The 26965-nt window shown below is 60.7% G+C and carries 24 protein-coding genes and 1 pseudogene; 8 read left to right on the top strand and 17 right to left on the bottom strand.

Annotated elements, in window-relative coordinates; translation table 11 throughout:
• Positions 1 to 14: 14 nt before the first annotated feature.
• From NL123_RS04655 to dksA, 13 genes and pseudogenes are all read right to left on the bottom strand, one after another.
• On the bottom strand, positions 15 to 884 hold the full coding sequence (locus tag NL123_RS04655; protein ID WP_248484596.1) for an oxygenase MpaB family protein: 870 nt from the start codon (positions 882 to 884) through the stop codon (positions 15 to 17).
• 17 nt (positions 885 to 901) lie between these two features.
• Positions 902 to 1045, bottom strand: coding sequence for a hypothetical protein (locus NL123_RS04660; protein ID WP_494358362.1), 144 nt, complete (start codon positions 1043 to 1045; stop codon positions 902 to 904).
• 36 nt (positions 1046 to 1081) lie between these two features.
• Positions 1082 to 2838, bottom strand: a pseudogene (gene acs, locus NL123_RS04665) (acetate--CoA ligase); the annotation flags it as partial.
• Between the two features lie 105 nt (positions 2839 to 2943).
• The gene (pgi, locus tag NL123_RS04670; RefSeq protein WP_494357316.1) at positions 2944 to 4608 is read right to left on the bottom strand and encodes a glucose-6-phosphate isomerase; all 1665 of its coding nucleotides are present in this window, start codon (positions 4606 to 4608) and stop codon (positions 2944 to 2946) included.
• Positions 4609 to 4834: 226 nt separating this feature from the next.
• Positions 4835 to 5686, bottom strand: coding sequence for a pantoate--beta-alanine ligase (panC, locus tag NL123_RS04675; protein ID WP_494357317.1), 852 nt, complete (start codon positions 5684 to 5686; stop codon positions 4835 to 4837).
• The gene (panB, locus tag NL123_RS04680) at positions 5683 to 6483 is read right to left on the bottom strand and encodes a 3-methyl-2-oxobutanoate hydroxymethyltransferase (RefSeq protein WP_248484578.1); all 801 of its coding nucleotides are present in this window, start codon (positions 6481 to 6483) and stop codon (positions 5683 to 5685) included. Before panB ends, panC begins: the two co-directional genes overlap by 4 nt.
• Before the next feature lie 214 nt (positions 6484 to 6697).
• Positions 6698 to 7195 (bottom strand): 2-amino-4-hydroxy-6-hydroxymethyldihydropteridine diphosphokinase, encoded by a 498-nt coding sequence (gene folK, locus NL123_RS04685; RefSeq protein WP_248484575.1) that lies wholly within the window; start codon positions 7193 to 7195, stop codon positions 6698 to 6700.
• A 2-nt stretch (positions 7196 to 7197) separates the two neighbouring features.
• A complete protein-coding gene (locus NL123_RS04690; protein ID WP_494357318.1) occupies positions 7198 to 8592 on the bottom strand; it encodes a polynucleotide adenylyltransferase PcnB in 1395 nt (464 codons plus the stop codon).
• Positions 8593 to 9300: 708 nt separating this feature from the next.
• Entirely contained in the window at positions 9301 to 10731 is a 1431-nt protein-coding gene (locus tag NL123_RS04695; RefSeq protein ID WP_248484572.1) for a sigma-54-dependent transcriptional regulator, read from the bottom strand.
• A 22-nt stretch (positions 10732 to 10753) separates the two neighbouring features.
• The gene (locus tag NL123_RS04700) at positions 10754 to 13708 is read right to left on the bottom strand and encodes a sensor histidine kinase (RefSeq protein WP_248484570.1); all 2955 of its coding nucleotides are present in this window, start codon (positions 13706 to 13708) and stop codon (positions 10754 to 10756) included.
• Complete coding sequence (locus NL123_RS04705; RefSeq protein ID WP_003176118.1) at positions 13692 to 13868, bottom strand: hypothetical protein; 177 nt, start codon at positions 13866 to 13868, stop codon at positions 13692 to 13694. The genes NL123_RS04700 and NL123_RS04705 overlap by 17 nt, the downstream gene beginning before the upstream one ends.
• A 62-nt stretch (positions 13869 to 13930) precedes the next feature.
• Positions 13931 to 14818 carry a tRNA glutamyl-Q(34) synthetase GluQRS gene (gluQRS, locus tag NL123_RS04710; protein WP_494357319.1) on the bottom strand — a complete coding sequence of 296 codons (888 nt, stop codon included), beginning with the start codon at positions 14816 to 14818 and terminating at the stop codon, positions 13931 to 13933.
• A gap of 83 nt (positions 14819 to 14901) precedes the next feature.
• Positions 14902 to 15345, bottom strand: coding sequence for an RNA polymerase-binding protein DksA (dksA, locus tag NL123_RS04715; RefSeq protein WP_058427634.1), 444 nt, complete (start codon positions 15343 to 15345; stop codon positions 14902 to 14904).
• Positions 15346 to 15664: 319 nt separating this feature from the next.
• Here dksA and NL123_RS04720 point away from each other — a divergent pair, with 319 nt between their 5' ends.
• Positions 15665 to 16837 carry a pyridoxal phosphate-dependent aminotransferase gene (locus NL123_RS04720; RefSeq protein WP_494357320.1) on the top strand — a complete coding sequence of 391 codons (1173 nt, stop codon included), beginning with the start codon at positions 15665 to 15667 and terminating at the stop codon, positions 16835 to 16837.
• A complete protein-coding gene (gene sfsA, locus NL123_RS04725) occupies positions 16837 to 17547 on the top strand; it encodes a DNA/RNA nuclease SfsA (protein WP_248484564.1) in 711 nt (236 codons plus the stop codon). Before NL123_RS04720 ends, sfsA begins: the two co-directional genes overlap by 1 nt.
• Here the strand turns inward: sfsA and NL123_RS04730 are convergent.
• Entirely contained in the window at positions 17544 to 17861 is a 318-nt protein-coding gene (locus NL123_RS04730) for a Rieske (2Fe-2S) protein (protein WP_071490014.1), read from the bottom strand. The genes sfsA and NL123_RS04730 overlap by 4 nt on opposite strands.
• A 156-nt stretch (positions 17862 to 18017) precedes the next feature.
• Between NL123_RS04730 and NL123_RS04735 the strand changes: the two genes are divergently transcribed.
• The 3 genes from NL123_RS04735 to NL123_RS04745 are packed head-to-tail and all read left to right on the top strand — an operon-like array spanning position 18018 to position 20697.
• Complete coding sequence (locus tag NL123_RS04735; RefSeq protein WP_248484557.1) at positions 18018 to 18896, top strand: heme/hemin ABC transporter substrate-binding protein; 879 nt, start codon at positions 18018 to 18020, stop codon at positions 18894 to 18896.
• Complete coding sequence (locus NL123_RS04740; RefSeq protein ID WP_248484555.1) at positions 18893 to 19930, top strand: FecCD family ABC transporter permease; 1038 nt, start codon at positions 18893 to 18895, stop codon at positions 19928 to 19930. Before NL123_RS04735 ends, NL123_RS04740 begins: the two co-directional genes overlap by 4 nt.
• Positions 19930 to 20697 carry a heme ABC transporter ATP-binding protein gene (locus NL123_RS04745; protein ID WP_248484553.1) on the top strand — a complete coding sequence of 256 codons (768 nt, stop codon included), beginning with the start codon at positions 19930 to 19932 and terminating at the stop codon, positions 20695 to 20697. The genes NL123_RS04740 and NL123_RS04745 overlap by 1 nt, the downstream gene beginning before the upstream one ends.
• Before the next feature lie 244 nt (positions 20698 to 20941).
• On the opposite strand, the gene NL123_RS04750 is transcribed toward NL123_RS04745, so the two are convergent.
• From NL123_RS04750 to NL123_RS04760, 3 genes are all read right to left on the bottom strand, one after another.
• Positions 20942 to 21214 (bottom strand): TfoX/Sxy family protein, encoded by a 273-nt coding sequence (locus NL123_RS04750; RefSeq protein WP_071490018.1) that lies wholly within the window; start codon positions 21212 to 21214, stop codon positions 20942 to 20944.
• A gap of 193 nt (positions 21215 to 21407) precedes the next feature.
• Entirely contained in the window at positions 21408 to 21752 is a 345-nt protein-coding gene (locus NL123_RS04755; RefSeq protein WP_058427626.1) for a pentapeptide repeat-containing protein, read from the bottom strand.
• Between the two features lie 93 nt (positions 21753 to 21845).
• Positions 21846 to 23402, bottom strand: a complete 1557-nt coding sequence (locus NL123_RS04760; RefSeq protein ID WP_248484551.1) for a bifunctional aminoglycoside phosphotransferase/ATP-binding protein — start codon at positions 23400 to 23402, stop codon at positions 21846 to 21848.
• A gap of 118 nt (positions 23403 to 23520) precedes the next feature.
• On the opposite strand from NL123_RS04760, the gene mrcB reads away from it, so the two are divergent.
• The 3 genes from mrcB to NL123_RS04775 are packed head-to-tail and all read left to right on the top strand — an operon-like array spanning position 23521 to position 26925.
• A complete protein-coding gene (mrcB, locus tag NL123_RS04765; RefSeq protein ID WP_248484549.1) occupies positions 23521 to 25845 on the top strand; it encodes a penicillin-binding protein 1B in 2325 nt (774 codons plus the stop codon).
• A 16-nt stretch (positions 25846 to 25861) separates the two neighbouring features.
• Positions 25862 to 26596 (top strand): tetratricopeptide repeat protein, encoded by a 735-nt coding sequence (locus tag NL123_RS04770; protein WP_248484547.1) that lies wholly within the window; start codon positions 25862 to 25864, stop codon positions 26594 to 26596.
• Positions 26596 to 26925: a YqcC family protein gene (locus tag NL123_RS04775; RefSeq protein WP_071490023.1), complete on the top strand. Its 330-nt coding sequence runs from the start codon at positions 26596 to 26598 to the stop codon at positions 26923 to 26925. The genes NL123_RS04770 and NL123_RS04775 overlap by 1 nt, the downstream gene beginning before the upstream one ends.
• Positions 26926 to 26965: the final 40 nt, after the last annotated feature.

The following is a 26965-nucleotide window of genomic DNA, read 5'->3' on the forward strand; positions in this document are numbered from 1 at the left end:
CTATGCGCCGTCACCTACATCAACCCCATCCGGCGATGGGCGCGTTGCACCGAACCATTGCGCATCGCCCAGCGCAGCATCGGCGCACTGCGTTTGACGCCGGCACGGATCATCTGGCGTTGCAGCGGGCTCTGGTGCTGGTCGAGCATGGCGCTGGCCCAATCCGGCAGCAGGTCGATCCCGGCGCGCATCATCAAGCTGCCAAATGGCTTGGCCAGCACGCTGGGTGAGGGGGCATTCAGCAGTAATCGCAGCACTTCGCGGCTGCGATCGTCGCACAGCAATTGCGGGCGGATGCGTGTCAGATAATCCGAAACTTCCTGCCGAGAGCGCGGAACATGCCGCGCACCCAGCCGTTCAGCGACCAAGGCAATTTCACTGTAGTAACGGTCCTGGTCGCGACCGGACAGGTGCGGGTTGCGGTAACGCAAGTGGGCGGCCAGGAAGTTACTGACTTCCGCCACATGCACCCAGGTCAGCAGCTCCGGGTCGCTGGCCGCATAGGGGCGACCATCCGGCGCGTGGCCGACCACCTGCAGGTGAATGGTGCGGACTTTTTCGATCAGCCATTCGGCGTCTTTGCGCGAGCCGAATGTCGTACCCGAAATGAACTGCGAGGTCCGCCGCAAGCGCCCAAGCATGTCCTGGCGAAAGTTCGAGTGGTCCCACACCCCGGCCAGGGCCAGCGGGTGCAAGGCTTGCAGCATCAAGGCGCTGATGCCGCCGATAAGCATGCTGCTGAAGTCGCCATGTACTTGCCAACTCACCGAGTCGGGCCCGAACAGGCCTGGGTCGCCCTTGGGGTTTTCCAGGTCCAGTTGGCCCAGCGACAGGCCGGTCAGGCTCATCAGTTGGGTTTCGATACGGCTGCGGATAAATTCCATGGCGACTCAAGGGTTTCCTATCGGTTCAGGCGCTTGTCGATCAAGCCGTCCACTACGCTCGGATCGGCCAGGGTCGAAGTGTCACCCAGGCTGTCCAGCTCGTTGCAGGCAATCTTGCGCAAAATCCTGCGCATGATCTTGCCGGAACGGGTTTTCGGCAAGGCCGGAGCCCATTGGATCAGTTCCGGCTTGGCGAAGCTGCCAATTTCTTTGCTGACCAGGTCCAGCAGGTGTTTTTTAACGCATCGCTGGGTTCCACGCCATTCATGGGGGTGACAAAGGCATAGATGCCCTGGCCTTTGACATCATGTGGGTAGCCCACCACGGCGGCCTCGGCCACCTGGTCGTGCAGTACCAGGGCGCTTTCCACCTCAGCAGTGCCGATGCGATGGCCGGACACGTTGATCACATCGTCGATGCGCCCGGTGATCCAGAAGTCGCCGTCCTCATCGCGGCGTGCGCCGTCACCGGTGAAGTAGTAGCCGGGGTAGGGTTTGAAGTAGGTGTCGACCATGCGCTGCGGATCGCCGTACACACTGCGGATCTGCCCCGGCCAGCTGGCTTTGATCGCCAGCACGCCACTGCCGGCGCCGCTGAATTCCTTGCCTTGTTCATCGAGGAGTACCGGCTGTACGCCAAACATAGGCTGGGTCGCGCACCCAGGCTTGATGCGCTGGGCGCTGACCAGTGGGCTGAGCATGATGCCGCCGGTCTCGGTCTGCCACCAGGTATCGACAATCGGGCAGCGCTGTTCGCCCACGGCATTGAAGTACCAGTCCCAGGCCTCCGGGTTGATCGGTTCGCCGACACTGCCCAGCAGGCGCAGGCTGGCGCGGGAAGTGTTCTCCAGCGGGCCGTGGCCTTCGCGCATCAAAGCGCGCAGGGCGGTGGGCGCGGTGTAGAAGATGTTGACCTGGTGCTTGTCGATCACCTGCCAGAAGCGTGAACTGTCCGGGTAGCTCGGCACGCCTTCGAACATCAGCGAGGTCGCGCCATTGGCCAGCGGGCCGTACACGATGTAACTGTGGCCGGTGACCCAGCCCACATCGGCGGTGCACCAGAACACTTCGCCGTCGCGGTAATCGAGTACGTACTTGAAGGTCATCGCCGCTTGTAGCAGGTAGCCGCCGGTGGTGTGCAGCACGCCCTTGGGTTTGCCGGTGCTGCCAGAGGTGTAGAGGATGAACAGCGGGTCTTCGGCGTCCATCGGCTCGGGCGGGCAGTCGTCGCTGGCGGCGTCCAGGGCTTGTTGATACTTGAGGTCGCGCCCTTCGCTCCAGTTAACGGTCGCTCCGGTGCGTTCCACTACCAGTACCGTACTCACATTCGGGCAACTGGCCAGGGCCTTGTCGACATTCTGCTTCAGTGCAACGGGCTTGCCGCCGCGCACGCCTTCGTCAGCGGTGATCACTGTGCGGCAGTCGGCGTCGAGAATACGGTCGCGCAGGGCATCCGGCGAGAAGCCACCAAATACCACGGAGTGCACCGCGCCAATCCGCGTGCAGGCGAGCATGGCATAGGCGGCCTCCGGGATCATCGGCATGTAGATGCACACCCGGTCGCCTTTCTTAACGCCACGGCTTTTCAGCACATTGGCCAGGCGGCTGACGTTCTGGTGCAGTTGGCGGTAGGTGATTTTGGAAGATTTTGTCGGATCATCGCCTTCCCAGATGAAGGCCGGCTGATCGGCGCGTTGCGCCAGGTGACGGTCGATGCAGTTGTAGCTGACGTTCAACTGGCCACCGGCAAACCATTGGGCAGCGCCGGTGTGGATGTCTGAGCGTTGAACGGTGTGCCAGGGGGTTACCCAGTCGAGAAAGTGCGTGGCCTGTTCAGCCCAGAAGGTGTCCGGCTGTTCGATGGATTGGCGGTAGAGGCGCTGATAGTCCTCTTGACTGAGTTGCGCAGCCCGGCGGACGGCATCGGCGGTGGGGAACGTGCTGATATCGAACATGAGCGATCCTTATTCTTGTTTTTGCGACAAGTCATAAAGATGCACCCAGCAGGGGGAGGGTTCAAGGCCAACGTCCAAACGGACGTTGGCCCTGCAATACCTGGATCAGCCGCGATGACGACCGCGGAAGTAGTTGATCAGGCCCTGGGTCGAAGCATCCTCGGCCGAGGTTTCTTCGGCGCCGGTCAGGCGGTTGTAGACGCCCTTGCCCAGCTCCTTGCCCAGTTCCACACCCCATTGGTCGAAGGCGTTGATACCCCAGATCACGCTCTGTACGAACACTTTGTGCTCGTACATGGCCACCAGGGCGCCCAGGCGACGCGGGCTGATGCGTTCGACCACGAGGGTGTTGCTCGGACGGTTGCCCGGAATCACCTTGTGCGGTGCCAGCTTCTGCACTTCGTCTTCCGGGATGCCTTTGTCGCGCAGCTCGGCTTCCGCTTCGGCGCGGGTCTTGCCGAGCATCAGTGCCTGGCTTTGGGACAGGCAGTTGGCGTACAGCCATTGGTGGTGGTCGGACACCGGGTTGAAGCTGACGATCGGCACGATGAAGTCGGCCGGGATCAGTTGGGTCCCCTGGTGCAGCAACTGGTGGTAAGCGTGCTGGCCGTTGCAACCCACGCCACCCCAGATCACCGGGCCGGTATCAGTGGCGACGGGCGTACCGTCCTGGCGCACGCTCTTGCCGTTGGATTCCATGTCCAGCTGTTGCAAGTGTTTGGTGATGTTACGCAGGTAGTGGTCGTACGGCAGGATCGCGTGGCTCTGCGCGCCCCAGAAGTTGCCGTACCACACGCCCAGCAGGCCGAGCAGCACCGGCATGTTCTGTTCGAACGGGGCGTTCTGGAAATGCTGGTCCATGGTGTAGGCGCCGGACAGCAGTTCCTTGAAGTTGGACATGCCGATGGCCAGGGCGATGGGCAGCCCGATGGCCGACCACAGCGAGTAACGACCGCCGACCCAGTCCCACATCGGGAAGATGTTTTCTTCGCGAATGCCGAAGGCCACGGCCGCCGCATTGTTGCTCGACACGGCGATGAAGTGGCGGTACAGCTCGGCTTCCGAGCCACCCTGGGCCAGGTACCAGGCGCGGGCGGCCTGGGCGTTTTTCAGGGTTTCCAGGGTGTTGAAGGATTTCGACGAGACGATGAACAGCGTGGTTTCAGCGCGCAGCTTCATGGTCAGCTCGTGGAACTCGCTGCCGTCGATATTCGCCAGGTAGTGGCAGCGCACGCCTTTGTGGGCGTAGGACAGCAGCGCTTCGGAGACCAGCTCCGGGCCGAGGAACGAGCCACCGATACCGATGTTCACCACGTCGGTGATCGGTTTTTCGGTGTAGCCACGCCACAGGCCGTCGTGGATGCGGCCGACTAGGTCAGTGATCTGGTTCAGCACTTTGTGCACGTCCGGCATGATGTTCATGCCGTTCACCGACAACTTGTCGCCCACCGGGCGGCGCAGGGCGGTGTGCAGCGCAGGGCGGCCTTCAGACGAGTTGACCGGTTCGCCTTTGTACAACGCGTCGATCGCGTCCTTGAGGTGAACCTCTTTTGCGAGGTTTACCAGCAGGTCACGGGTTTCGCCGGTGATCAGGTTTTTCGAGTAATCGAGGAAAAGTCCGCAGCTGCTCAGGGTGAACTGGGAAAAACGCTGAGGATCGGCATTGAACGCTTCGCGCATGCTGAAATCCTGCATGGCTTGGCGATGTTGATTGAGCGCTTGCCAGGCGGGCAGAGCGGTAACGTCATGAGGGGTGCGGTAGTACGCCATCGCTGCGGGTTTCCTTTTATTACGGGGACTGCCTTTAGGACACTTATTTGCCTGGAACATCCAGTCTATGATCGAGCATTGGGTTCCAGACAGCGCTAACCATAGCGCAGGGCGATTACATTAAACCTAGCGTGTCGATATGTCTTGGCTTTGTCTGCGCTCATGCCGGTACTTTTTTATACCGGCACTTTCTATTTACACAACAAGCAGGGCACGTTGAGGGAGGTCAGGCGAGGGTCAGATGCAGGTTATCGATGAGGCGCGTGGCCCCCAGATAGGCTGCCACCAGGATCACGATATCCCGATCTTCTGCCGTTGCCGGGCGCAAATGCACGCCCTGGCGCACTTCGAGGTAGTCCAGACGCAACCCGGCGGCTTCGATCTGGCGGACCTGTTCGGCGCGCAGCTTTGCGAAGTCATGGTCACCGGTCTTGATCGCAGCGCCGATCTGGCTGAGGCTGCGGTACAGCACCGGCGCGATGGCGCGTTGTTCTTCGGTGAGGTAGCCGTTGCGCGACGACAGCGCGAGGCCGTCGTCGGCGCGCACGGTGGGCTCGCCGATGATCTGGATCGGCATGTTCAGGTCATGCACCATGGCGCGGATCACGGCCAGTTGCTGATAGTCCTTCTGGCCAAACACCGCCATGTCCGGCTGCACCATGTTGAACAGCTTGCTGACCACCGTCGCCACGCCTTCGAAATGCCCGGGACGGCTGGCGCCGCACAGGCCTTCGGACAGTTGCGGCACGCTGACACGGGTCTGGCCGGTCATGCCGCCGGGGTACATTTCCTCGACGGTAGGTGCGAACAACAGATTGCATCCGGCCTGCAGCAGCTTTTCCTGATCGGCGGCCAGGGTGCGCGGGTATTTGTCCAGGTCTTCGCCGGCGCCAAATTGCAGTGGGTTGACGAAGATGCTGGCGACCACGAAATCCGCTTGCTGGGCGGCCTTGGTCACCAGGGTGGCATGACCGCTGTGCAGGTTGCCCATGGTGGGCACAAAGCCGATGCGCTTGCCGGCGCTGCGGGCATGCGTCACGGCAGCCCGCAGTTCACGTACGGTTTTAACGATGTTCATGCAGAGAACCCATGTTCGGCGGCCGGGAAGGTCACGCCTTTGACTTCGGCGACGTAAGCGCTCAAGGCGTCATGGATGCTGCTCTGGCCGGCCATGAAGTTCTTCACGAACTTCGGCACGCGGCCGCTGATCGACAGACCGAGCATGTCGTGCACCACCAGCACCTGGCCATCGGTTGCCGAACCCGCGCCGATACCGATCACTGGCACTTTCACGGCCTGGGTGATTTCTGCCGCCAACTCGCTCGGCACACATTCGAGCAGGATCATGGCCGCGCCGGCCTGTTCCAGCGCGATGGCGTCCGCGCGCATCTGGCGCGCCTGGGCCTCATTGCGGCCCTGTACCTTGTAGCCGCCGAGGATGTTCACCGACTGCGGCGTCAGGCCCATGTGCGCACACACCGGCACGCCACGCTCCGCGAGCAGGCGGATCGACTCGGCAAGCCACACCGCGCCTTCAACTTTGATCATGTGCGCACCGGCTTGCATCAGTTTGCCGGCATTCTGGAAGGTCTGTTCGAGTGTCGCGTAACCCATGAACGGTAGGTCGGCGATGATGAAGGCGCCATCGTTACCGCGCTTGACGCTGGCAGTGTGGTACGCAAGTTCATCGGTGGTGACGGGCAGGGTGCTGTCATTCCCTTGAAGAACCATGCCCAGGGAGTCGCCCACCAGCAGCACTTCAACCCCGGCCTGGCAACTGGCGTGGGCGAACGTGGCGTCATAGCAGGTCAGCATGGCGATTTTTTCACCTTTGAGCTTGAGGCTCTGCAAGGTGGTCAGGGTAACGTCTGGCATGAAAAGGGTCCTCGTTCAGGCGCTTGGAAACAGCGAGTAACGCGCGTGAGTCTTCGTTTATACAGGCGCACTGTCTTGAGAGCAGTGCTTATAAGGCCTGGATTGCGCCCTTCAGCGCCGGGTTGGCGGCAGCGGGACGCCTATAGTCGTGAGGAGGACACGGGAAGTCAATTGGATGTGTTACCGCATTGTTACGATGACGGTGTTACCGCTGTTACTGACGCGATTCAGCAGCGGTGAGGCGTTCAAGACCGACAAACGGGCAGGCTTCAAGCAGTTCGTCGAGGGTTTGCCCATCGGGTAACGCCAGGCTGGCGGGCGCCAGTTCGGCCAACGGGTACAGCACAAACGCCCTGAGGTGCATCTGGTAGTGCGGCACCTTGAGGCGCGGCTCATCGATCAGTCGATCGCCAAACAGCAGGATGTCCAGGTCGAGCGTGCGTGGGCCCCAACGCTCAAGGCGTTCGCGGCCCTGGTCGTTCTCGATGGCTTGCAGCGCATCCAGCAAATCAAGCGGCGCAAGATTGCTGTCCAGGGCTGCCACCGCATTGGTGTAGCGCGGCTGCCCAGGGAGCAGTGAGTCACTTTGATAGAAGGCAGAGACCCCGGCGACGTGGGTGTCGGGCAATTGCGCCAGCGCTTCGATAGCGCTGCGCAATTGCTGATCCGGGGCAGCCAGGTTGCTGCCCATGCCAATGTAGATGCGCTCCACGTTTATTCGCCCGGGGCGTCGGCCGCGCTACGCTTGCGCTTGCTGCTGCTGCGGCGACGTTTTTTCGGCCCAGTGCCTTCACCATCGCCTTTGCTGCCGAGGTCACGGATCATGTCGCGGCGTTCGCTGTCATTGGCGTCCTGGTAGTCGGTCCACCATTCGCCCAGGCCGTCGGTCTGCTCGCCGGCGCTTTCACGCAACAGCAGGAAGTCGTAGCCGGCACGGAAACGCGGGTTGTCCAGCAACAGATCGGCACGTTTGCCGCTGCGGCGTGGCAGGCGTTCCTGCATGTCCCAGATCTCACGGATCGGCATGGTGAAACGTTTCGGAATGGCGATGCGCTGGCACTGCTCGGCAATCAGCTCATGAGCGGCTTCCTGCATGGCCGGGATCGGCGGCATCCCACGCTCCTGCAAGCGCAGTACGCGTTTTGGCAACGCCGGCCACAACAGCGCGGCAAACAGGAACGCCGGGGTGACCGGCTTGTTCTGCTTGATGCGCAGGTCGGTATTGATCAGCGCTTCGCTGATCAAGGTGTGGGTGTACGTCGGGTTGTATTCCAAAGCCTCGGCGCTGGCCGGGAACAGTGGGTCGAACAACTGCAGGTCGACGAGCATTTCGAAGGTGTCGGCGGCATAGCCCGAGAGGAACAGCTTCAACACTTCTTCGAACAGGCGGGCCGAGGGGATCTCCCGCAGCATCGGTGCCAGTTCGCGAATCGGCGCGGCGGTGTGGCGCTCAATGCCGAAGTTGAGCTTGGCGGCAAAACGCACTGCTCGCAGCATGCGCACCGGGTCTTCCTGGTAGCGCTGGACCGGGTCGCCGATCAGGCGGATCAGGTTGTTGCGAATATCGTGTACGCCATTGGCGTAGTCGAGAATGCGCTCGCTGACCGGGTCGTAATACAAGGCATTGATGGTGAAGTCGCGGCGCTGCGCGTCTTCTTCCAGGGTGCCATAGACGTTGTCGCGCAGGATGCGCCCGCTTTCGTTACGTGAGGACTGGTTGGTGTCTTCCTCTTCATCGTTTTGCGGGTGGCCGGCGCGGAACGTTGCAACTTCGATGATTTCGCGACCGAAGTGGATATGCACCAGCTTGAAACGCCGACCGATGATCCGCGCATTGCGGAATTCGGCACGCACCTGCTCAGGCGTGGCGCTGGTGGCGACGTCGAAGTCCTTGGGCGTGATATTGAGCAGCATGTCGCGTACACAACCGCCCACCAGATAAGCCTGGTAGCCGGCGTTCTGCAAACGTTCGACGATATTCACCGCATAACGGCTGAATTGAGCGCGTTGCAGCGAATGCTGGCTGCTGTTGAGCACTTCAGGCGTGCTGCGTTTGTGTTGCGTACGACGCAAGGGAGAACGGAATGACTGGAACAACTTCTTCAGCATGGGATGCACTGTTTGAAGGAATGTTCGGCCATAACGAAGAATGACCGCATGATGGGCGGGGATTCTAGCATTTAGTCAGGGGATGGTGTAGGAACAAGCTGCAAGCCCCAAGCCAAAAGCTTCAAGAGGTTGCTGGACGGTCAAATCGCGGAAACTACAAGGGGAGCCGAAGCTCCCCCAGAAGTAGTTGCGTGCTCTATTTTTATTATTGGTTGCGGGCTTCTTGTTTTTGTTGATCGCCCTCGCCATGAAGCTTCACCTTCATGACACTCCCAATCGGGAGTCAAGAGCAAACGGATTGCTTTGGTCGCTGTGTTGCTGATCTACGATCCAACCAGTTCAGGCTCTGCCTTAGGGCAGTTTTTGTTGTTCTCGGCCTGGTTGCGGGGCAAGCCCCAAATGCAACGCCTCTCCAAAAGAATCAGTTAGCTGCGCCTCCGCCGTGTTGTTTTTGTTATGCGTGAGTCGATTCGTCTTATTTTTATTGTCTTGTACAAAGCTTGTTATTGTTTTTGTACTAAGCATATAGCAGGGTGCGTGCCAACTTTTGCACCGCCCAGCAAAACCGGGGGGTTGAGGTGGTTTCGGGTTTTTGACGGACCAAAAAAAGCCGGGGCTTCGTTACCGTAAGCCCCGGCTTTTGTTACGCGAAATATCCGCGGTAACAGTTTTTTCACATCTGCGGGTGTTACCTGTGAGGGCGCCCCCTCAACTCTCGCTGGTCACGCCGGTCTTACGCCGTGGAATGCCCAGGCGCTGGCGACGTTCCCACAGGCATTTACGGCTCACGCCCAGCTTGCGCGCCAGTTCGGTCTCGGTCATGTGGTCCTGATGCTCAAGGACGAAGTGCTGGAAGTAGTCTTCCAATGACAGATCTTCCGTCGGCTCATGGCTGGTGTTGCTACCGCCGCCCTGTTGGGGGGCCAGGCCGATGAAGTCATCGTCTTCCAGATCGCTCAGCTCAATGTCGATGCCCAGCAGCTCGGCGGAAATCTCCGGGCTCTCCGACAGGATCACCGCTCGCTCGACCGCATTTTCCAGCTCCCGCACGTTACCTGGCCACGAGTAGTGGCGAATCGCTTGCTCGGCGTCCGGAGCGAACTTCAGGTCGGTTCGGTTGATGCGCGCGCTCTGGCGCTGCAGGAACGCGTTGGCGATCTCATTGACGTCGGCGCCACGCTCACGCAGGGCCGGCAATTTGAGGGCGATCACGTGCAGGCGGTAATACAAGTCCTCACGGAACTGGCCGATCTTGGCCAGGCTCTTCAAGTCTCGGTGGGTAGCAGCGATCAGTCGAACATCGACCTTCTGCGATTGCACCGAACCCACGCGGCGAATCTCGCCTTCTTGCAGTACACGCAGTAACCGCGCCTGGGCTTCCAAAGGCAGTTCGCCGATCTCGTCGAGGAACAGCGTGCCGCCGTCCGCCGCTTCCACCAGGCCCGCACGCCCGGCGCTGGCGCCGGTAAACGCGCCTTTTTCGTGGCCGAACAGTTCGGACTCGATCAGGGATTCAGGGATTGCTGCGCAGTTCACCGAGATCATCGGCGCCTTGGCGCGCTTGGACAGGTTGTGCAGGGCACGGGCCACCAGTTCTTTACCGGTGCCGGACTCGCCCTGAATCAAGACATTGGAGTCGGTGGGCGCGACTTTGCGGATCTTGCTGTACAGGTCCTGCATGGGTGGGCAGGAACCGATGATGCCGATCTCGCCGTTGCTGTTGTCGACGCCTGGCTTGTCATTGGTTTTGCCCGCCGGGCGTTGCTCGGCCGGCGTGCTGCTGGCCGACTGGCGGTCACGCAGGATACGGGCCACTGCCTGGAGCATCTCGTCATGGTCGAAGGGCTTGGCGATGTAGTCCACCGCGCCCATCTTCATGGAGTCCACCGCCGACCGCAGGCTGGCGTAGCTGGTCATGATCAGCACCGGAGTGCCCTGGCCAAGCTTGATCAACTCGGTGCCAGGCGCGCCAGGCAGGCGCAGGTCACTGACAATCAGGTCGAACGTGGGAATGCTGAAACGCTCTTGGGCTTCCTGCACCGAGCCGGCTTCGCTGACCTGGTACTGATTTCGTTCAAGCAGGCGACGCAAGGCAGAGCGGATAATGGTTTCGTCTTCGACGATCAAAATGTGCGGCATTGATTCAATTCTCTCGACGGTCTCAGTTCACAGCGGACGTCGCTTCGACATGACGCGGCAAGGTCACCCGAATACGGGTGCCGCGTTGGCTTTCGGTGTCAGCCGGGCTGTCGATGGTGATTTGTCCATAATGCTCTTCAACGATGGAATAGACCAGTGCAAGGCCCAGACCGGTACCTTCACCTGGATCCTTGGTGGTGAAGAAGGGTTCGAACAATCGGTCCATGATGTTCTGTGGAATACCGCTGCCTTCATCCTCGACGATCAGATCGACCGTATGTTCGAAAGCCTCGGTCTTGACGCGTACGGCACCGCCGGCCGGGGTGGCGTCACGGGCGTTGGACAGCAGGTTGATCAGCACTTGGGCGAGGCGTTGGGAGTCGCCGTCGACCCAATGGTCGGGGTCGCATAAATTGAAGAACTGTACTTCGAAATTGCGCCGGTTCAAGGCCAGCAGCCCAATGGCGTCCTGTGCCACCTCGGCCAGGCACACGGCTTCGTCGTGGTTCTGGTGGGCGCCGGCATGGGCAAAGCTCATCAGCGACTGCACGATGCGCGAGACACGTTTGGTCTGTTCGAGAATCTGCCCGCTGATCTCGGTGATTTCGCCATCTTCTTCACGCTCTTCCCGCAGGTTCTGCGCCAGGCAGGCGATACCGGTGATCGGATTGCCGATTTCATGGGCCACGCCCGCCGCCAACCGGCCGATGCTCGCCAGGCGCTCGGAGTGCACCAGCTTGTCTTCGAGCATCTGGGTTTCGGTCAGGTCTTCCACAAGCAACACCAGGCCGCTGTTGCCGGGGGCCAGCGGCTCGTCGATCGCGGCTTTGTGCAGGTTGAGCCAGCGGGTCTGGCCGTCGAGGGCCAGGTGTTGTTTGTGCAAATGCTCGTCGGGCAGATTGATGAAACCTTGCAACAGTTCTTTCCACGGCTCGCCGAGGGTGTTGAGGCGTGAGCCGACCACACGTTGCGCCGCGATGCCGGTGAGTTCTTCCATGGCCTTGTTCCACATCAGGATCTCTTGATCCTTGGCCAGGGAGCATACGCCCATGGGCAATTCCTGCAGGGTCTGGCGGTGGTAGCGGCGCAAGGCATCGAGTTCGGCGGCCAGGCCTGTGAGGCGCGAGTGGTAGTCCTCCAGCCGGCTTTCGATGAAATGGATGTCTTCGGTCACGTAGTTTTCACCGCCGGCCTTGTAGGGCAGGAAGGTTTCCACCATGTCCTGGGACACGCTCGGCCCCATCAAACCGGACAGGTTGGCTTCGATACGGTCACGCAGACGCCGTAGCGCGTACGGGCGGCGCTCATCGAACGGCAGGTAGAGATCGCGCAGCGCCTGCTCGACTTCCTTTTGTGCGGCTTTGGCACCTAACGGCTTGGCCAGTTGCGTGGCGAACTCCTGGGGTGAGGCCGCATGCAACTCACGCCGTTGCGGGCGGCGCACGTTGTCCACCGCACAGGCTTCGGCGGCGCTGGTTTCTTCCGGGCTGGCGTTGGTGAACAGCGAGATCAGGGTGAACATCAAGACGTTGGCGGCCAATGACGCAATCGCGGCCATGTGCCAACTGGTGTCATCCAGCACGTAGATCATGTTCAGTAACGGGATGTAGAAGCCCTGCAGGTTGCCGACCAGCGGCAGCAGCATGGTCACGACCCACACCAGGATGCCCGCCAGCAGCCCGGCGATGAAGCCGCGCCGATTGGCCGTCGGCCAGTACAGGACCGACAGCACGCCCGGCAGGAACTGCAAGGTGGCGACAAATGCGACGATCCCCAGGTTGGCCAGGTCCTGGCCCGCGCCCAGCAGCAGGTAGAAACCATAGCCGGCCATGATGATCGCGACGATCAACGCGCGCCGCGTCCATTTCAGCCAGCGATAGATATTGCCCTCGGCCGGCGGTTGGTACAGCGGCAATACCAGGTGGTTGAGCGCCATGCCCGAGAGGGCCAGGGTGGTCACGATGATCAGCCCGCTGGCAGCTGACAACCCGCCCACATAAGCGAGTAGCGCCAAGGCCGGGCTGTTCGCGGCAATGCCGATGCCCAGGGTGAAATACTCAGGGTTGGTGGTGGCCCCCAGTTTTAAGCCTGCCCACAGGATCAGCGGCACCGCCAGGCTCATCAACAGCAGAAACAACGGCAAACCCCAGCTGGCGCTGACCAGTGAGCGCGGGTTGAGGTTCTCGGTGAAGGTCATGTGGTACATGTGCGGCATCACGATCGCCGAAGCGAAGAACACCAGCAGCAGTGTGCGCCAGGGGCCTTCCTGCAATGGCGTATGCAGGGCGGCGAGGGCGGTCTGGTTCTGCAATAGCCACAGTTCCAGCTGTTGCGGGCCGTCGAACACCCCGTAAAGCGCGTACAGGCCAACGCCGCCGATGGCGATCAGCTTGATCACCGACTCAAAGGCAATCGCGAACACCAGGCCTTCGTGTTTTTCGCGGGTGGCGATGTGGCGTGAGCCGAAGAAAATCGTGAACAGGGTGATCAGCGCGCAGAAGGCCAGGGCGACCCGATGTTGCACCGGTTCGCGGGTCAGGATGCTGATGGAGTCCGCCACCGCCTGGATTTGCAGGGCCAGCAACGGCAAAACGCCGATCAGCATGAAAATCGTGGTCAGCGCACCGGCCCAGGTGCTGCGGAAGCGGAAAGCGAACAGGTCGGCCAGGGATGACAGCTGGTAAGTGCGGGTGATCTTCAGGATCGGGTACAGCAGCACAGGCGCCAGCAGAAACGCGCCGGACACCCCGAGGTAGCTGGAGAGAAAGCCGTAACCGTATTGATAGGCCAGGCCTACGGTGCCATAGAACGCCCAGGCGCTGGCGTAAACGCCAAGGGACAAGGTGTAGGTCAGCGGATGGCGAATGATCGCCCGCGGAATCATTCCACGCTCACTGATCCAGGCCACCCCGAACAGCGCGGCCAGGTAGGCGGCGCTGATCAGCAGCATCTGGGTGAGGCTAAAGCTCATCGGCATCTTTTTGGCTCTGCAGGATGAAAGTCACGACGATCAGGATCAGCCACAGCAGATAAGGGCGATACCAGGCGCCCGTGGCGTCGATCCACCAATCCATGATGGCGGGGGAAAACAGGTAGATCCCGACGACCAGCAGCAGGACCAATCGATAGATGTACATGTTGGCCTCTGTGTAAAAACGTGCGGCGATGGTAACGGATGCTTGGCAAGCTGCAAGCGCCTTCAGCTCAATTGCGCTTCGGCCAGCGTGAGTGTGCGCGGTATCCGCGTGGCGTCCCAGTGCTGGATGCCCCAGTCCAGCAGTTCCCGTGGGCGGGCGTACTCGAGTTCTTCCCCGGGTTGCTGGCCGAGGGCGCGCAGAGCCCTTAATAGCAAAGGCGTGGCCTGGTCAGGTGTCAACGGCGGCGAACGGTATGACTTGCCCAATTTGTGACCGTCCGGCTGGACGATCAGCGGCACATGCAGGTAGCGCGGCTGGCGCAGGCCCAGCAGTTCCTGCAGGTAGAGCTGGCGTGGCGTGGAGTCGAGCAGGTCGGCGCCGCGCACGATGTCGGTAACACCTTGCCACGCATCGTCGAGGACCACGGCCAATTGATACGCATAGAGGCCATCGCGGCGACGGATGATGAAATCGCCTACATCACGACCCAGATGCTGTCGGAATTCGCCCTGCACACGGTCGGTAAAGTGGTAGGCAAGCTCAGGAACACGCAGACGGATGGCCGCGTCCTGCTGATCGTGACCGGCATTGCGGCATAGGCCTGGGTAGATCCCGTTGTAGTGTTCTAATTGTTTTCGTGAGCAGGTGCAGGCGTAGGCCAGGCCGTGGTTGAACATATCGTTCAGCACTTTGGCGTAGGCTTCGTGCCGTTCGCTTTGTCGGACCAGTTCGCCGTCCCATTCAAAGCCATAACTTTCCAGTGCATGCAGGATCGCTGCCTGGGCGCCGGGCTCTTCACGAGGTGGGTCGAGGTCTTCCATACGCATGAGCCAGCGGCCTTGGTTGGCGCGGGCGTCGAGGTAGGAGGCGAGGGCGGCGACCAGTGAGCCGAAATGCAAATGGCCGCTGGGCGTGGGGGCAAAACGCCCGATATAGGTAGAGGCTGTCATGGGCCGGATACTACTGGAAATTCGGTAAACGCCAGAAACAAAAATGGGGCGTTCGTACGCCCCATTCGTTCAGCTCGGCTGGATTACTTGCCGACTTGTTTTTCCTTGATTTCGGCCAAGGTCTTGCAGTCTACGCAGAGGTCCGCAGTTGGGCGGGCTTCCAGGCGACGAATACCAATCTCGACGCCGCAGGATTCGCACCAGCCGTATTCTTCGTCCTTGATCAGCTGCAGCGTCTTGTCGATCTTCTTGATCAACTTGCGCTCGCGATCACGTGCGCGCAGTTCAAGGGCGAATTCTTCTTCCTGGCTCGCACGGTCGGCGGGGTCAGGGAAGTTGGCTGCTTCGTCCTTCATATGGTCAACCGTACGGTCGACCTCCTGCATCAAGTCCTGTTTCCACTTGTTCAGGATCTTGGTGAAGTGCTCGCGCATGGGCTCGCCCATGTACTCCTCACCTTTCGTCTCTACGTAAGGTTCGAAGCCGTTGAGGCCTTGAGTCTGCTGTTGCTTTGCTTGGGTGGACATGAATAGACCGCCTCTCACTCTTCTAATCCATTGCGCAGGATTGCAACGTCACCGACACCTGCCGGCCCTGCGGCTGCAAGCGGGCGAACTTACCAGATAGATTCGGGGTGCGCCACTCCCGGTTGTCGAGGCCCACGGCAAAGCGGTTGCAAACTGCGACAGCCCGCCATTGCTGGGTATGTGTTGCCTCGAATGTAGATTTTAGTCGTTTTGCAGGCGCTTGCCCGGACTGCATCTGCTGTCGGGCAGGCAATAGAACATGTTTTACGGCGTGGGTTCGGTAGAATCCAGATTTTGTCCTCACCGTTAAGGAAGGCTAATGGCCCAGCCCTACAGTGCGCGCAGTCGCGCCATCGAACCTTTTCATGTCATGGCATTGCTGGCGCGGGCCAATGAGCTGCAGGCTGCCGGCCATGATGTGATCCACCTGGAAATCGGCGAGCCGGACTTCACCACTGCCGAGCCGATCATCCAGGCCGGCCAGGCCGCATTAGCCAACGGCAAGACTCGCTACACCGCGGCCCGTGGCCTGCCTGAACTGCGCGAGGCCATCAGCGGTTTCTATCAGCAGCGCTACGGGTTGAACGTCGACCCCGAGCGTATCCTGATCACCCCCGGCGGTTCAGGCGCATTGTTGCTGGCCAGCAGCTTGCTGGTGGACCCTGGCAAGCATTGGCTGCTCGCAGACCCTGGTTACCCGTGCAATCGTCACTTCCTGCGCCTGGTAGAGGGCGCGGCCCAGTTGGTGCCGGTCGGCCCGGAGGTGCGCTATCAGTTGACCGCCGACCTGGTGGCCAAGCACTGGGACCAGGACAGTGTGGGCGCGCTGGTGGCCTCGCCAGCCAACCCGACCGGGACGATCCTCAGCCGTGACGAATTGGCTAGCCTTTCTGCGGCCATCAAGGCGCGTAATGGCCATTTGGTGGTGGATGAGATTTACCATGGCCTTACTTACGGCACCGACGCGGCCAGCGTGCTGGAAGTCGACGACGAGGCTTTCGTCCTGAATAGTTTTTCCAAGTATTTCGGCATGACCGGCTGGCGCCTGGGTTGGCTGGTGGCGCCGCCGGCGGCAGTGGGCGAGTTGGAGAAGCTGGCGCAAAACCTCTACATCAGCGCGCCAAGCATGGCCCAACACGCCGCGCTGGCGTGTTTCACCCCACAAACCCTGAGCATTCTGGAAGAGCGCCGTGCTGAGTTCGGTCGCCGTCGGGACTTCCTGTTGCCCGCTTTGCGCGAGCTGGGGTTTGGCATCGCGGTCGAGCCTGAAGGGGCGTTCTATTTGTATGCCGATATCAGCGCGTTTGGCGGTGATGCCTTCGCATTCTGCCGTCATTTCCTTGAAACCGAGCATGTGGCGTTCACGCCTGGCCTGGACTTCGGTCGCTACCAAGCCGGTCATCATGTGCGTTTTGCCTACACGCAAAACCTCAATCGGCTACAAGAAGCAGTGGAGCGGATCGCCCGTGGTCTGCGGAGCTGGCAAGGCTGATGCGCTTTAATCCTCCCCTTGAAGAAGCGCGCCTGATTCGCCGCTATAAGCGTTTTCTCACCGATATCGAGACCGTTACCGGTGAGTTGCTGACTATTCATTGCCCCAACACGGGCTCGATGCTCAATTGCATGGTGGAAGGCGGACAAGTCTGGTTCAGTCGCTCCAATGACCCCAAGCGCAAATTGCCCGGCACTTGGGAAATCGCCGAGACGCCCCAGGGCCGGTTGGCCTGTGTGAACACGGCGCGCGCCAATCAACTGGTCGAGGAGGCGCTGCATGCAGGGGTGATCACTGAGCTCAACGGCTTTACCGCGTTGAAACGCGAAGTGCCTTACGGCCAGGAGAAAAGCCGCATCGACTTTCGCCTGGATTATCCCGACGGTGCGGCCTACGTCGAAGTCAAAAGCGTGACGCTGGGCTTTGACGGCTCTGCGGTTGCGGCGTTTCCCGATGCGGTGACCCAGCGTGGCGCCAAGCATTTGCGCGAGCTGGCGCATCTGGCGCGGGAGGGTGTGCGTGCGGTGCAGTTGTACTGCGTCAATCTCTCGGGGATTGAGGCCGTGCGACCTGCGGTGGAAATCGACGCGGGTTACGCCGCCGCCTTGCGTGAAGCCAAGGCGGCGGGGGTAGAAGTGCTAGCGTATGGCGTGCGGGTGACCTGCGAAGACATCTGTGTGGACCGACGCCTGGACGTGCTGCTCGACTAGAGTTCCACCCACAGACCCTGGGCGTCTTCGCAGCCGCGCAAGGCGGTCAGGCTTTGCCCGGCGCAAGGGCCGGCGATGCATTCGCCGTTCTCGATCAGGAACAGGGCGCCGTGGGTCGCGCATTGGATCAGGCTGGCGCTGTCATCGAGAAACTGGTCGGGTTGCCATTCCAGTGGAATGCCACGATGGGGGCAACGGTTGATGTAGAAGTACGCAACACCGTCGCGGCGCACGGCCAGCAGCTTGCACCCGTCGATGTCAAAACCGAGGCTGCTGTTGGGCGCGAGTGCGGTGGAGGGGCAGAGAAACTTCATTGCAATCCTTAAGTGCCTTGACGTTCAAATGCAAACAATTATCAAATGCCGGCTTCGCCCGTCAGCTGACCGGGCGCTCAATACGATGCCAGACGGGCGTTTGCTGTCACATTGATGAGTGCTTGAGCGGCCCTGCCCTTGGAAGGAAACCCTGTTATGCGCCTGAGTACCAGCGCTATTGCGCTTGTTGTCGGACTGCTGGTCAACCACGGGGCGCAAGCCTCTGAACTGCCACAACGTTGGGTGAGTGCCGGTGGGGCACTGTCGGAATGGGTGGCGGCCCTGGGCGGTGAGTCGAAATTGGTCGGGGTGGACACCACCAGCCAGCATCCTGAATCCCTCAAGGCGTTACCGAGCATTGGCTATCAGCGGCAGTTGTCGGCGGAAGGCATTCTGAGTCTGCGCCCGCAGGTGCTGGTCGGCACCGAAGAAATGGGGCCACCGCCAGTGCTGGCGCAGATTCGCAGCGCGGGCGTGCAGGTGGAGATGTTCTCGGCGCAACCGGATCTGCCTACATTGAAAGGCAATCTTCAACACCTGGGTAAGTTGCTGGGCAGCGAGGCCAAGGCCAACGAATTGTTTACCGGATATGAGCAGGCACTGGATCAGCAGAAGCGCTGGGTGAGCAAGGCCCAGTCCACGCAAAAGGCGCCAGGCGTGTTGTTGTTGCTCGGGCACGCGGGCGGCAAGCCGCTGATTGCGGGCAAAGACACGGCGGCTGACTGGATGTTGCAGCAGGCGGGTGGGCGCAATCTGGCGACCCATGAAGGTTACAAGCCGTTTTCGGTGGAGTCATTGGCGGGCTTGAGCCCGGATGTGCTGGTGTTTGCTGACCGTGCCCTCAGCGGCGATGCGGCGCGTGCGGCGCTGTTCAAGGAAAACCCGATCCTGGCGTCCACGCCGGCGGCCAAGAGCGGGCGAGTGTTTGAAGTCGACCCCACCTTGCTGGTTGGAGGACTCGGGCCACGCCTGCCGCGAAGTCTAGCGGACCTGTCTGCCGGGTTTTACCCCTCCCAAGCCAAGCCTGCCCCATGACGACTTTGGTTAAACCGAAGACGCTGTTTATTGGGCTGGTGCTGTTGTGTGTCTTGGCGATCTGGCTTTCGCTGGCACTGGGGCCGGTCAGCCTGCCTTTGCTGGATACGCTCAAGGCCGCGCTGCGTTTGATGGGGTTGCCGATCGAGGCGCAAGGGCTGGAGCAGGCTGAGCTGATCCTGGGGCAGATCCGTTTGCCGCGCACGCTGCTGGGGTTGGCGGTCGGCGGTGTGTTGGCTTTGTCCGGTGTGGCAATGCAGGGGCTTTTTCGCAACCCCCTGGCTGATCCGGGCCTGGTGGGGGTTTCCAGCGGTGCCGCCTTGGGGGCGGCGGTGGCGATTGTCGGCGGTTCGTTTTTCGGCGGTTTGCCGGATGCGTTCGGGCCGTATCTGTTGTCACTCTGCGCATTCCTGGGGGGCTTGGGTGTGACGGCGCTGGTCTATCGGCTGGGACGGCGCAACGGCCAGACCAACGTCGCGACCATGCTGCTCGCGGGTATTGCCCTTACGGCTCTCGCCAGTTCGGCGGTGGGTCTGTTCACCTACCTGGCCGACGACGCGACATTGCGTACCCTCACTTTTTGGAACCTGGGCAGTCTCAACGGCGCCAGCTATTCACGGTTATGGCCGCTGTTGCTGGTGAGCGCGGGCGTGGCGCTGTGGTTGCCGCGCAGGGCTCGCGCGCTGAATGCCTTGCTGCTCGGTGAGTCTGAAGCCAATCACCTCGGTATTGATGTGGAGGGCCTCAAGCGTGAATTGGTCTTCTGCACCGCCTTGGGTGTGGGCGCGGCGGTGGCGGCTGCGGGCATGATTGGGTTCGTGGGATTGGTGGTGCCGCATCTGGTGCGTTTGCTGGCGGGGCCGGATCATCGGGTGCTGTTGCCTGCATCGGTCCTGGCGGGTGCGAGTCTGTTGTTGTTTGCCGATCTGGTTGCGCGGCTGGCCCTGGCGCCGGCTGAGTTGCCAATCGGTATCGTCACTGCGTTTATTGGCGCGCCGTTTTTTCTTTACCTGTTGTTGCGGGGGCGTGCCTGATGCTGCGTGTAGAAAACTTGCAGATCTGCCGTGGTCGCAAAATCGTGTTGGCGGATGTCACGCTTGATCTGTTGCCGGGTGAAGTGCTTGGCGTGCTGGGTCCCAATGGAGCGGGCAAGAGTACGCTGCTCGGTGCGCTGTGCGGCGAGTTGCATCCGGACCAAGGCAAGGTGTGCCTGGATCAACGTCCTTTGCAGGAGTGGAGTGGGGCACAACGAGCGCAGCGCCTGGCGGTGTTGCCACAAAGCTCGACACTGGACTTTGCTTTCCGTGTTGAAGAGGTTGTCGGCATGGGGCGCTTGCCCCACCAGACTGGACGCGTGCGCGATGATGAGATTATCGAGGCGGCCTTGCAGGCGGCTGACGTCGGGCACTTGAGCGGTCGCAGCTATCTGGCGTTGTCCGGTGGCGAGCGCCAGCGGGTGCACCTGGCGCGGGTGCTGGCGCAATTATGGCCGGGTGAAGCGGGGCAGACGCTGCTGTTGGATGAGCCGACGTCAATGCTGGACCCTTTGCATCAACACACTACGTTGCAGGCCATTCGTACCTTCGCCGATCGTGGGGCGGCGGTGTTGGTGATCCTTCACGACTTGAACCTCGCAGCCCGTTACTGTGACCGTATTCTGTTGCTGGAGGCGGGGCGCCCGCATGCCTTGGATACGCCGGCGCAGGTGATGCAACCTGAGCCCTTGAAAGCTGTGTTTGGTCTGGATGTGCTTGTGCAGGCCCATCCCGAGCGCGGGCATCCTCTGATCATTGCGCGCTGAATCCGGCTTTTCCATAGGCAAAAAAAGACCCGGCAAAAGCCGGGTCAAATAACCGTGATTAGCCTGATGAGGAGATAATCTGAGAGTCCGAACCAATGGTCTTTCAGTTATCGGCTGATCTCGCGACCAGTTGTGATAATCATAACGATTCTCATTTGAGAGTCAACCTTTGTTTTCTCAGTGTCTGCGGGTTTTCTCAAACGCGCGTTCGGAATGTCTGTAAACATGGGGCCTGATAGTCGATCTAATTCTTTTGGCGCGTTGAAATAGCGTCAAGTTGACGGTTCAGCGCTTCCTTGCGTTCGGCAGGAATGTCATTCCAATGCACGTCCATCAATGCCCCTTCGATGGCATACAGAAGCACTTTCGATGCACGAAACCCGCGCGTCCGCACGGCCCGGTAGGCATCGACCGCACCTAGGCGACGCAAGTCGGATGCACTATGGATGCCCACCGCATGCAGCCACTGTGCTGACGTCTTGCCAAGGTTTTTCAGGTGTTGCAGCTCATCGTTCATCAAGCCTCCTTGCGACGGCCGAATGGTGCGGTGGGTATCGTAACCAGGCAAGCCTGAACAGAAGTGTAGCGCTCAGTAGGAAAAGCGTAGTTCTTTAGTCGGAAACGGCCTAAAGACGTATAAGCATGATGAGGTCAGGCAGGCGGGAAGTCCCCGGCACGCCTGTGCGAAACCGGGGCAGAAGCAGGAGGGGTCAGCGAGTGCGATAGCGCAGGCGTGTGCCGAAATTGACCGACATGAGAATCTCGTCAGCGCTCAGTTCCGGCGGGAAGTACGTGCCGGAAATCTGCGCGTGGGCCAGGCTGGCGCCCTCCAGCGGGCAGTTGCGCAGGTCCAGCCCGCGCAAATCGGCAGATCGGAAATAGGCGTCGGTAAAGTCCACCCCCGCCGCGTTCAGTTCGCGCAAGTCCAGCCCGCGGAAGTCACCACCGCGCATGTCGATGACACCGTCTTTTGGGCGTTCCTGGTTGAAGCCTCGGACATCGTCTTTATGCAGGAGCGAGTAAAGCGGAGTATCAAGAAGCTTGGGCTGACTCATGACGGCGACTCCCGTTGGATTTATGACGCCATTATAGTGCCACTATTGCTCGGTCGTGCGCCCCAAGTAGGCGACACGACCAAGAAATTTTTCTTACAGGCCTGGCAGACGCTGGCGAATATGCGCCACCAGTGCGTCGAGGGTCCCGCTTTCATTGGTCTCGACGCGCTTGCTGAGGAGCAACTCCTCGGCGGTGAGTGGATCACGATGGGCTTGCTGTTCTTCGATAACAGTCAGTGTTGCGTCGGACGGATCGTTTTTGTCCGCCTGACGTTGCGCCAACCAGCTGGCAATAACGGCTTGTGGGGCGTTGCAATCCAGAATCAGGAAAGGCGCACCCGTGGCTTCGGCAACTTTGGCAGCCGCATCGCGTTGTTCACGTTTCAGGAAAGTCGCATCCAGCACGACCGGGTAGCCGGCACGCAGCACGGTATCGGCGATTTCGTTCAGGCGTGCGTAGGTCGCGGCACTGGCGTCGGCCGCGTAGATACCGGCCTGTGGTGTGTTTTCCACCTGTTGCTCGCCAAACAGGCGCTTGCGCTCCACGTCCGAGCGCAGGCGCACCGCACCCAGTGCTTCCACCAGGCGCATGGCCACATGGCTTTTACCGACAGCCGAAACGCCGTGGGTAATGGCCAGGAAACGCGATGGAATGGTGCTGTAGCTTTCCGCCAGGTTGGCGTAGTTGCGGTACTGGCGCAGGGTCGTGGCGCGCTGCACCGGGCTGGCCTCGCTCGGCATGCTGAACAGTGCGATCTTGGCGCGGACCAGGGCGCGGTAGGCTTTATAGAAGTTCAACACTTCCAGGCCCTGATAGTCACCGGTCAACTCCAGATACTGACTGATGAAGCGACGTGCCAGGGACTTGAGCCCACGGTCTTCCAGGTCCATGGCCAGGAAGCCGGTATCGGCGTACACATCGGTGAAGCGGAAGGGCTCGTTGAACTCGATGCAGTCGAAGATCACCACGTGGCCGTCGATCAACGTTGCGTTACCCAGGTGAATATCACCGTGGCATTCGCGGGTGAAGCCGTCCTGCTTGCGCTGGGAAAACAGTGGCTTGAGGCGCTCGAAGCTGCTTTCGGCCCAGGCTTGCAAGGCTTCCAGCTGGGCCAGGTCGGCCTTGTCGCTGAGGAATGGGCGGATCTGGTCGAAGTTCTGGCGAACCGGAGCCATTACCTCATCCGGCGTGCCGGCCGGGTGCTGCTGTGGCACTTTTGGTGCAGAGAGATGGAAGTGCGCGATCTGCTTGGCCATTTCATCGATGTGCGCGCTGGTCAGTTCGCCATTGGCTTGCAGGGTGCTGAGCAACTGGCTTTGCGGGAACTGGCGCATTTTCAGTGCGTATTCGATAACCGGTCCATCGCCACCCAATTGCGGGGCTTCGGCTGTGCCGGTGATCGGCAACACTTCAAGATACAAATCTTCGGTCAGGCGCTGATTGAGGCGCAGCTCTTCGTTGCAGAAATGGCCACGCTTTTCCAGATCGGTGAAGTCCAGAAATCCGAAGTTCATCGGTTTTTTTAGCTTATAGGCGTAAGGACCGGTCAGTACGACCCAGGAAATATGGGTCTCGATGACTTGGAACGCTTCAACCGGATGGGGGTATAAAGCCGGATTTTGCAGGGCAGCGATCAGGGACTGGCTCACGGGCGATCCTTCAGAGTCTGGGGAAAAACATGGCGGGCATTATGGCTGCTGCGACCGCTTGTGCAAACCGCTGTCCGGCTCATGTTGATCATCAATAAAGTGCGTATAATCCGCCGCCATGACTCGAACCCGATCTCCCCGTTCCCGTAAAAAACCTCCTTCCCGTGGCCTGCGCCCCTGGCTTGGCTGGGCGCTCAAGCTTGGCCTGGTAGGCCTTGTGGTGCTTGCCGGCTTTGCGGTCTACCTCGACGCTGTGGTGCAGGAGAAGTTCTCCGGCAAGCGCTGGACCATTCCGGCCAAGGTGTACGCGCGCCCGCTGGAATTGTTCACCGGCCAGAAGCTGAGCAAGGATGACTTCCTGACCGAACTCGACGCCTTGGGCTATCGTCGTGAGCCCGTGAGCAACGGTCCGGGTGCAGCGGCTGTCAGCGGAAATACCGTCGACCTGAACACCCGCGGCTTCCAGTTCTATGAAGGCCTGGAAAAAGCCCAGCCGGTGCGCGTGCGTTTCTCCGGCGATTACGTCGCCGAGTTATCATCTCTCAACGGCTCGAAGCTGCCTGTGGTTCGCCTTGAACCGTTGATGATCGGTGGTATTTACCCGAAGAACCTTGAAGATCGCATCCTGATCAAGCTCGATCAGGTACCACCTTACCTGCTGGAAACCCTGGTCGCCGTTGAAGACCGTGATTTCTATCATCACTGGGGCGTCTCGCCGAAATCGATCGCCCGTGCAGTCTGGGTGAACACGTCCGGCGGCAAGATGACCCAGGGCGGCAGTACGCTGACGCAACAATTGGTCAAGAACTTCTACCTGACCAACGAACGCAGCCTGACCCGCAAACTCACCGAAGCGATGATGGCGATGCTGCTGGAGTTGCACTACAGCAAGCAGGAAATCCTCGAGGCGTACCTCAACGAAGTATTCGTCGGCCAGGACGGTCAGCGCGCGGTGCATGGTTTCGGTCTGGCCAGCCAATTCTTCTTTGGCCAACCGCTTTCCGAACTGAAGCTGCACCAGGTTGCGTTGCTGGTGGGTATGGTCAAGGGGCCTTCCTACTACAACCCGCGCCGCAACCCCGAGCGTGCGCTGGAGCGTCGTAACCTGGTGCTGGATGTTTTAGAGCAGCAAGGTGTTGCCACCGCTGAACAAGTTGCTGCCGCGAAGAAAATGCCATTGGGTGTCACTACCCGCGGCAAGCTGGCAGACAGTTCTTTCCCGGGCTTTATCGACCTGGTCAAGCGCCAGTTGCGTGAAGACTACCGCGACGAAGACTTGACCGAGGAAGGCCTGCGGATCTTCACCAGTTTCGACCCGATCCTGCAGATGAAGGCCGAAGCCTCGGTCAATGACACGTTCAAGCGTATGACGGGCCGTAAGGGCGCGGATGAAGTCGAAGCGGCCATGGTCGTGACCAACCCGGAAACCGGGGAGGTCCAGGCCCTGGTCGGTAGCCGCCTGGCCAGCTTCGCCGGTTTCAACCGTGCGCTGGATGCGGTGCGGCCGATTGGTTCGCTGGTCAAACCGGCGGTCTACCTCACGGCTCTGGAAAAACCGAGCAAGTACACCCTGACCAGTTGGCTGTCTGACGATCCGCTGTCAGTGAAAGGCGCGGACGGGCAGGTGTGGACGCCACAGAACTTTGATCGTCGCTCCCACGGGACCGTGTTCCTGTACCAGGGGTTGGCGCATTCCTACAATATCTCTACTTCGCGTCTCGGCCTCGAAGTGGGAGTGCCAAACGTCCTGAAGACCCTCGGGCGCCTGGGCATTACGCGTGAGTTCCCGGCGTTCCCTTCGATCCTGCTGGGTGCTGGCGCAATGACCCCAATGGAAGTCGCGACGATGTACCAGACCCTGGCCAACGGTGGTTTCAATACACCGATGCGCGGGATCCGCAGCGTGCTGACCGCTGAAGGCGAGCCGCTCAAGCGTTATCCGTTCCAGATTCAGCAGCGTTTCGATGCAGGCTCCATCTACTTGATCCAGAACGCCATGCAGCGTGTGATGCGTGAGGGTACCGGTAGTTCGGTCTACAAGGTGCTGCCGTCCAACCTGACACTGGCGGGCAAGACCGGTACCAGTAACGATTCGCGCGACAGTTGGTTCGCAGGTTTTGGCCAGGATGTGCTGGCGGTGGTGTGGATGGGGCGTGACGACAACGGCAAGACACCGTTCACCGGCGCCACCGGTGCGTTGCAGGTCTGGACCAGTTTCATGCGCAAGGCCGATCCGCTGCCGTTGAACATGCCGCAGCCGGACAACATCGTGCAGGCCTGGATCGATCCGCACACCGGGCAGGGCTCCGATGCCAACTGTCCGGGCGCAGTACAGATGCCGTATATTCGCGGCAGCGAACCGCCACCCGGCGCCGCATGCGGTGGCAGTGCCCCTGCAGACGCGGAATCGGTGATGGATTGGGTCAAGGGCTGGATGAATTAAGCAAAGAGGGTTTCAAGTGAACAAGTGGTGGATTCCAGCTATTACAGCTCTGGCTTTGCTCAATGGTTGCGCCAGCGTGCAGCGCGGCTCCATTCCCGTGGTGGACTCGAGCACGACCGTGTCCAATAACGACCGGATCTCGGCCAATGGCGGGTTCCGCCAGACCGTGACCAACCGTCCCGCCCAGGCCAAGCCGCAAGCTGTGCCGCAGGATTCGGGCGTGGTGGTGATGGTGCCTGGCGGTGGTGCGGCCACATCGGCACCAATCAGCGCCGAGCCGTGGACCCCTGGCCCGAGCAACTCCGGTCCGATCGATACCACGCCGATTCAGACGGCCCCGGCCACCCAGGGCACCTACAACATGCCATCGACGCCGAGTGGCATTCCCTCGTCCTCCAGCGGCGGCGGCCTGTCGGCTGACGAGCAATTGGACGGGCCGGTGCTGGCCCTGTTGACCACTGCCCAGCAACAGCAGGCGGGTGGTGATCTGAACGGTGCGTCTTCGAGTCTCGAACGTGCCCAGCGCGTTGCGCCGCGTGAACCGCAAGTGCTATATCGCCTGGCCCAGGTGCGCATGGCCCAGGGCGACGCGCCGCAGGCCGAGCAATTCGCCCGTCGTGGCCTGACCCTGGCCAACGGTCGTCCAGACCTGCAAGCCAGCCTGTGGGCCTTGATTGGTGACGCGCGTGCCGCGCAAGGCGACGCCGCCGGTGCCGCCCAGGCGCGCCAGAAAGCCAAGGTCAGCCTCTGATGGATGCACGGTTTCCCGCCATTGCCGAACAGTTGCTGCTGATCGAACGAGAGTTGCGTGTGCAGGGCTGGTGGGACGAGGTGTCCCCCAGCGTCGAGGCGCTCAGCAGCGTCGAACCCTTTTCGGTGGACACGCTGGACTTTCACCAGTGGCTGCAATGGATATTCCTGGTGCGCATGAAGCAGATCCTCGAGCAGGACCTGCCGCTGCCCAATGCGTCGGGCATTCTGGAAATGGCCGAGATGGTCTACGCCGATCGCCCGCTGGAAAGCCTTGGCTTACGTAATGCGCTGAAAAAGTTCGACCAACTGATCGTCGACGCTCGTTAATTGCCTGACTGTCGGTTTTTCCGGCAGTCTTGCGCACATT

Source organism: Pseudomonas sp. FBCC-B1565, assembly GCF_059133265.1.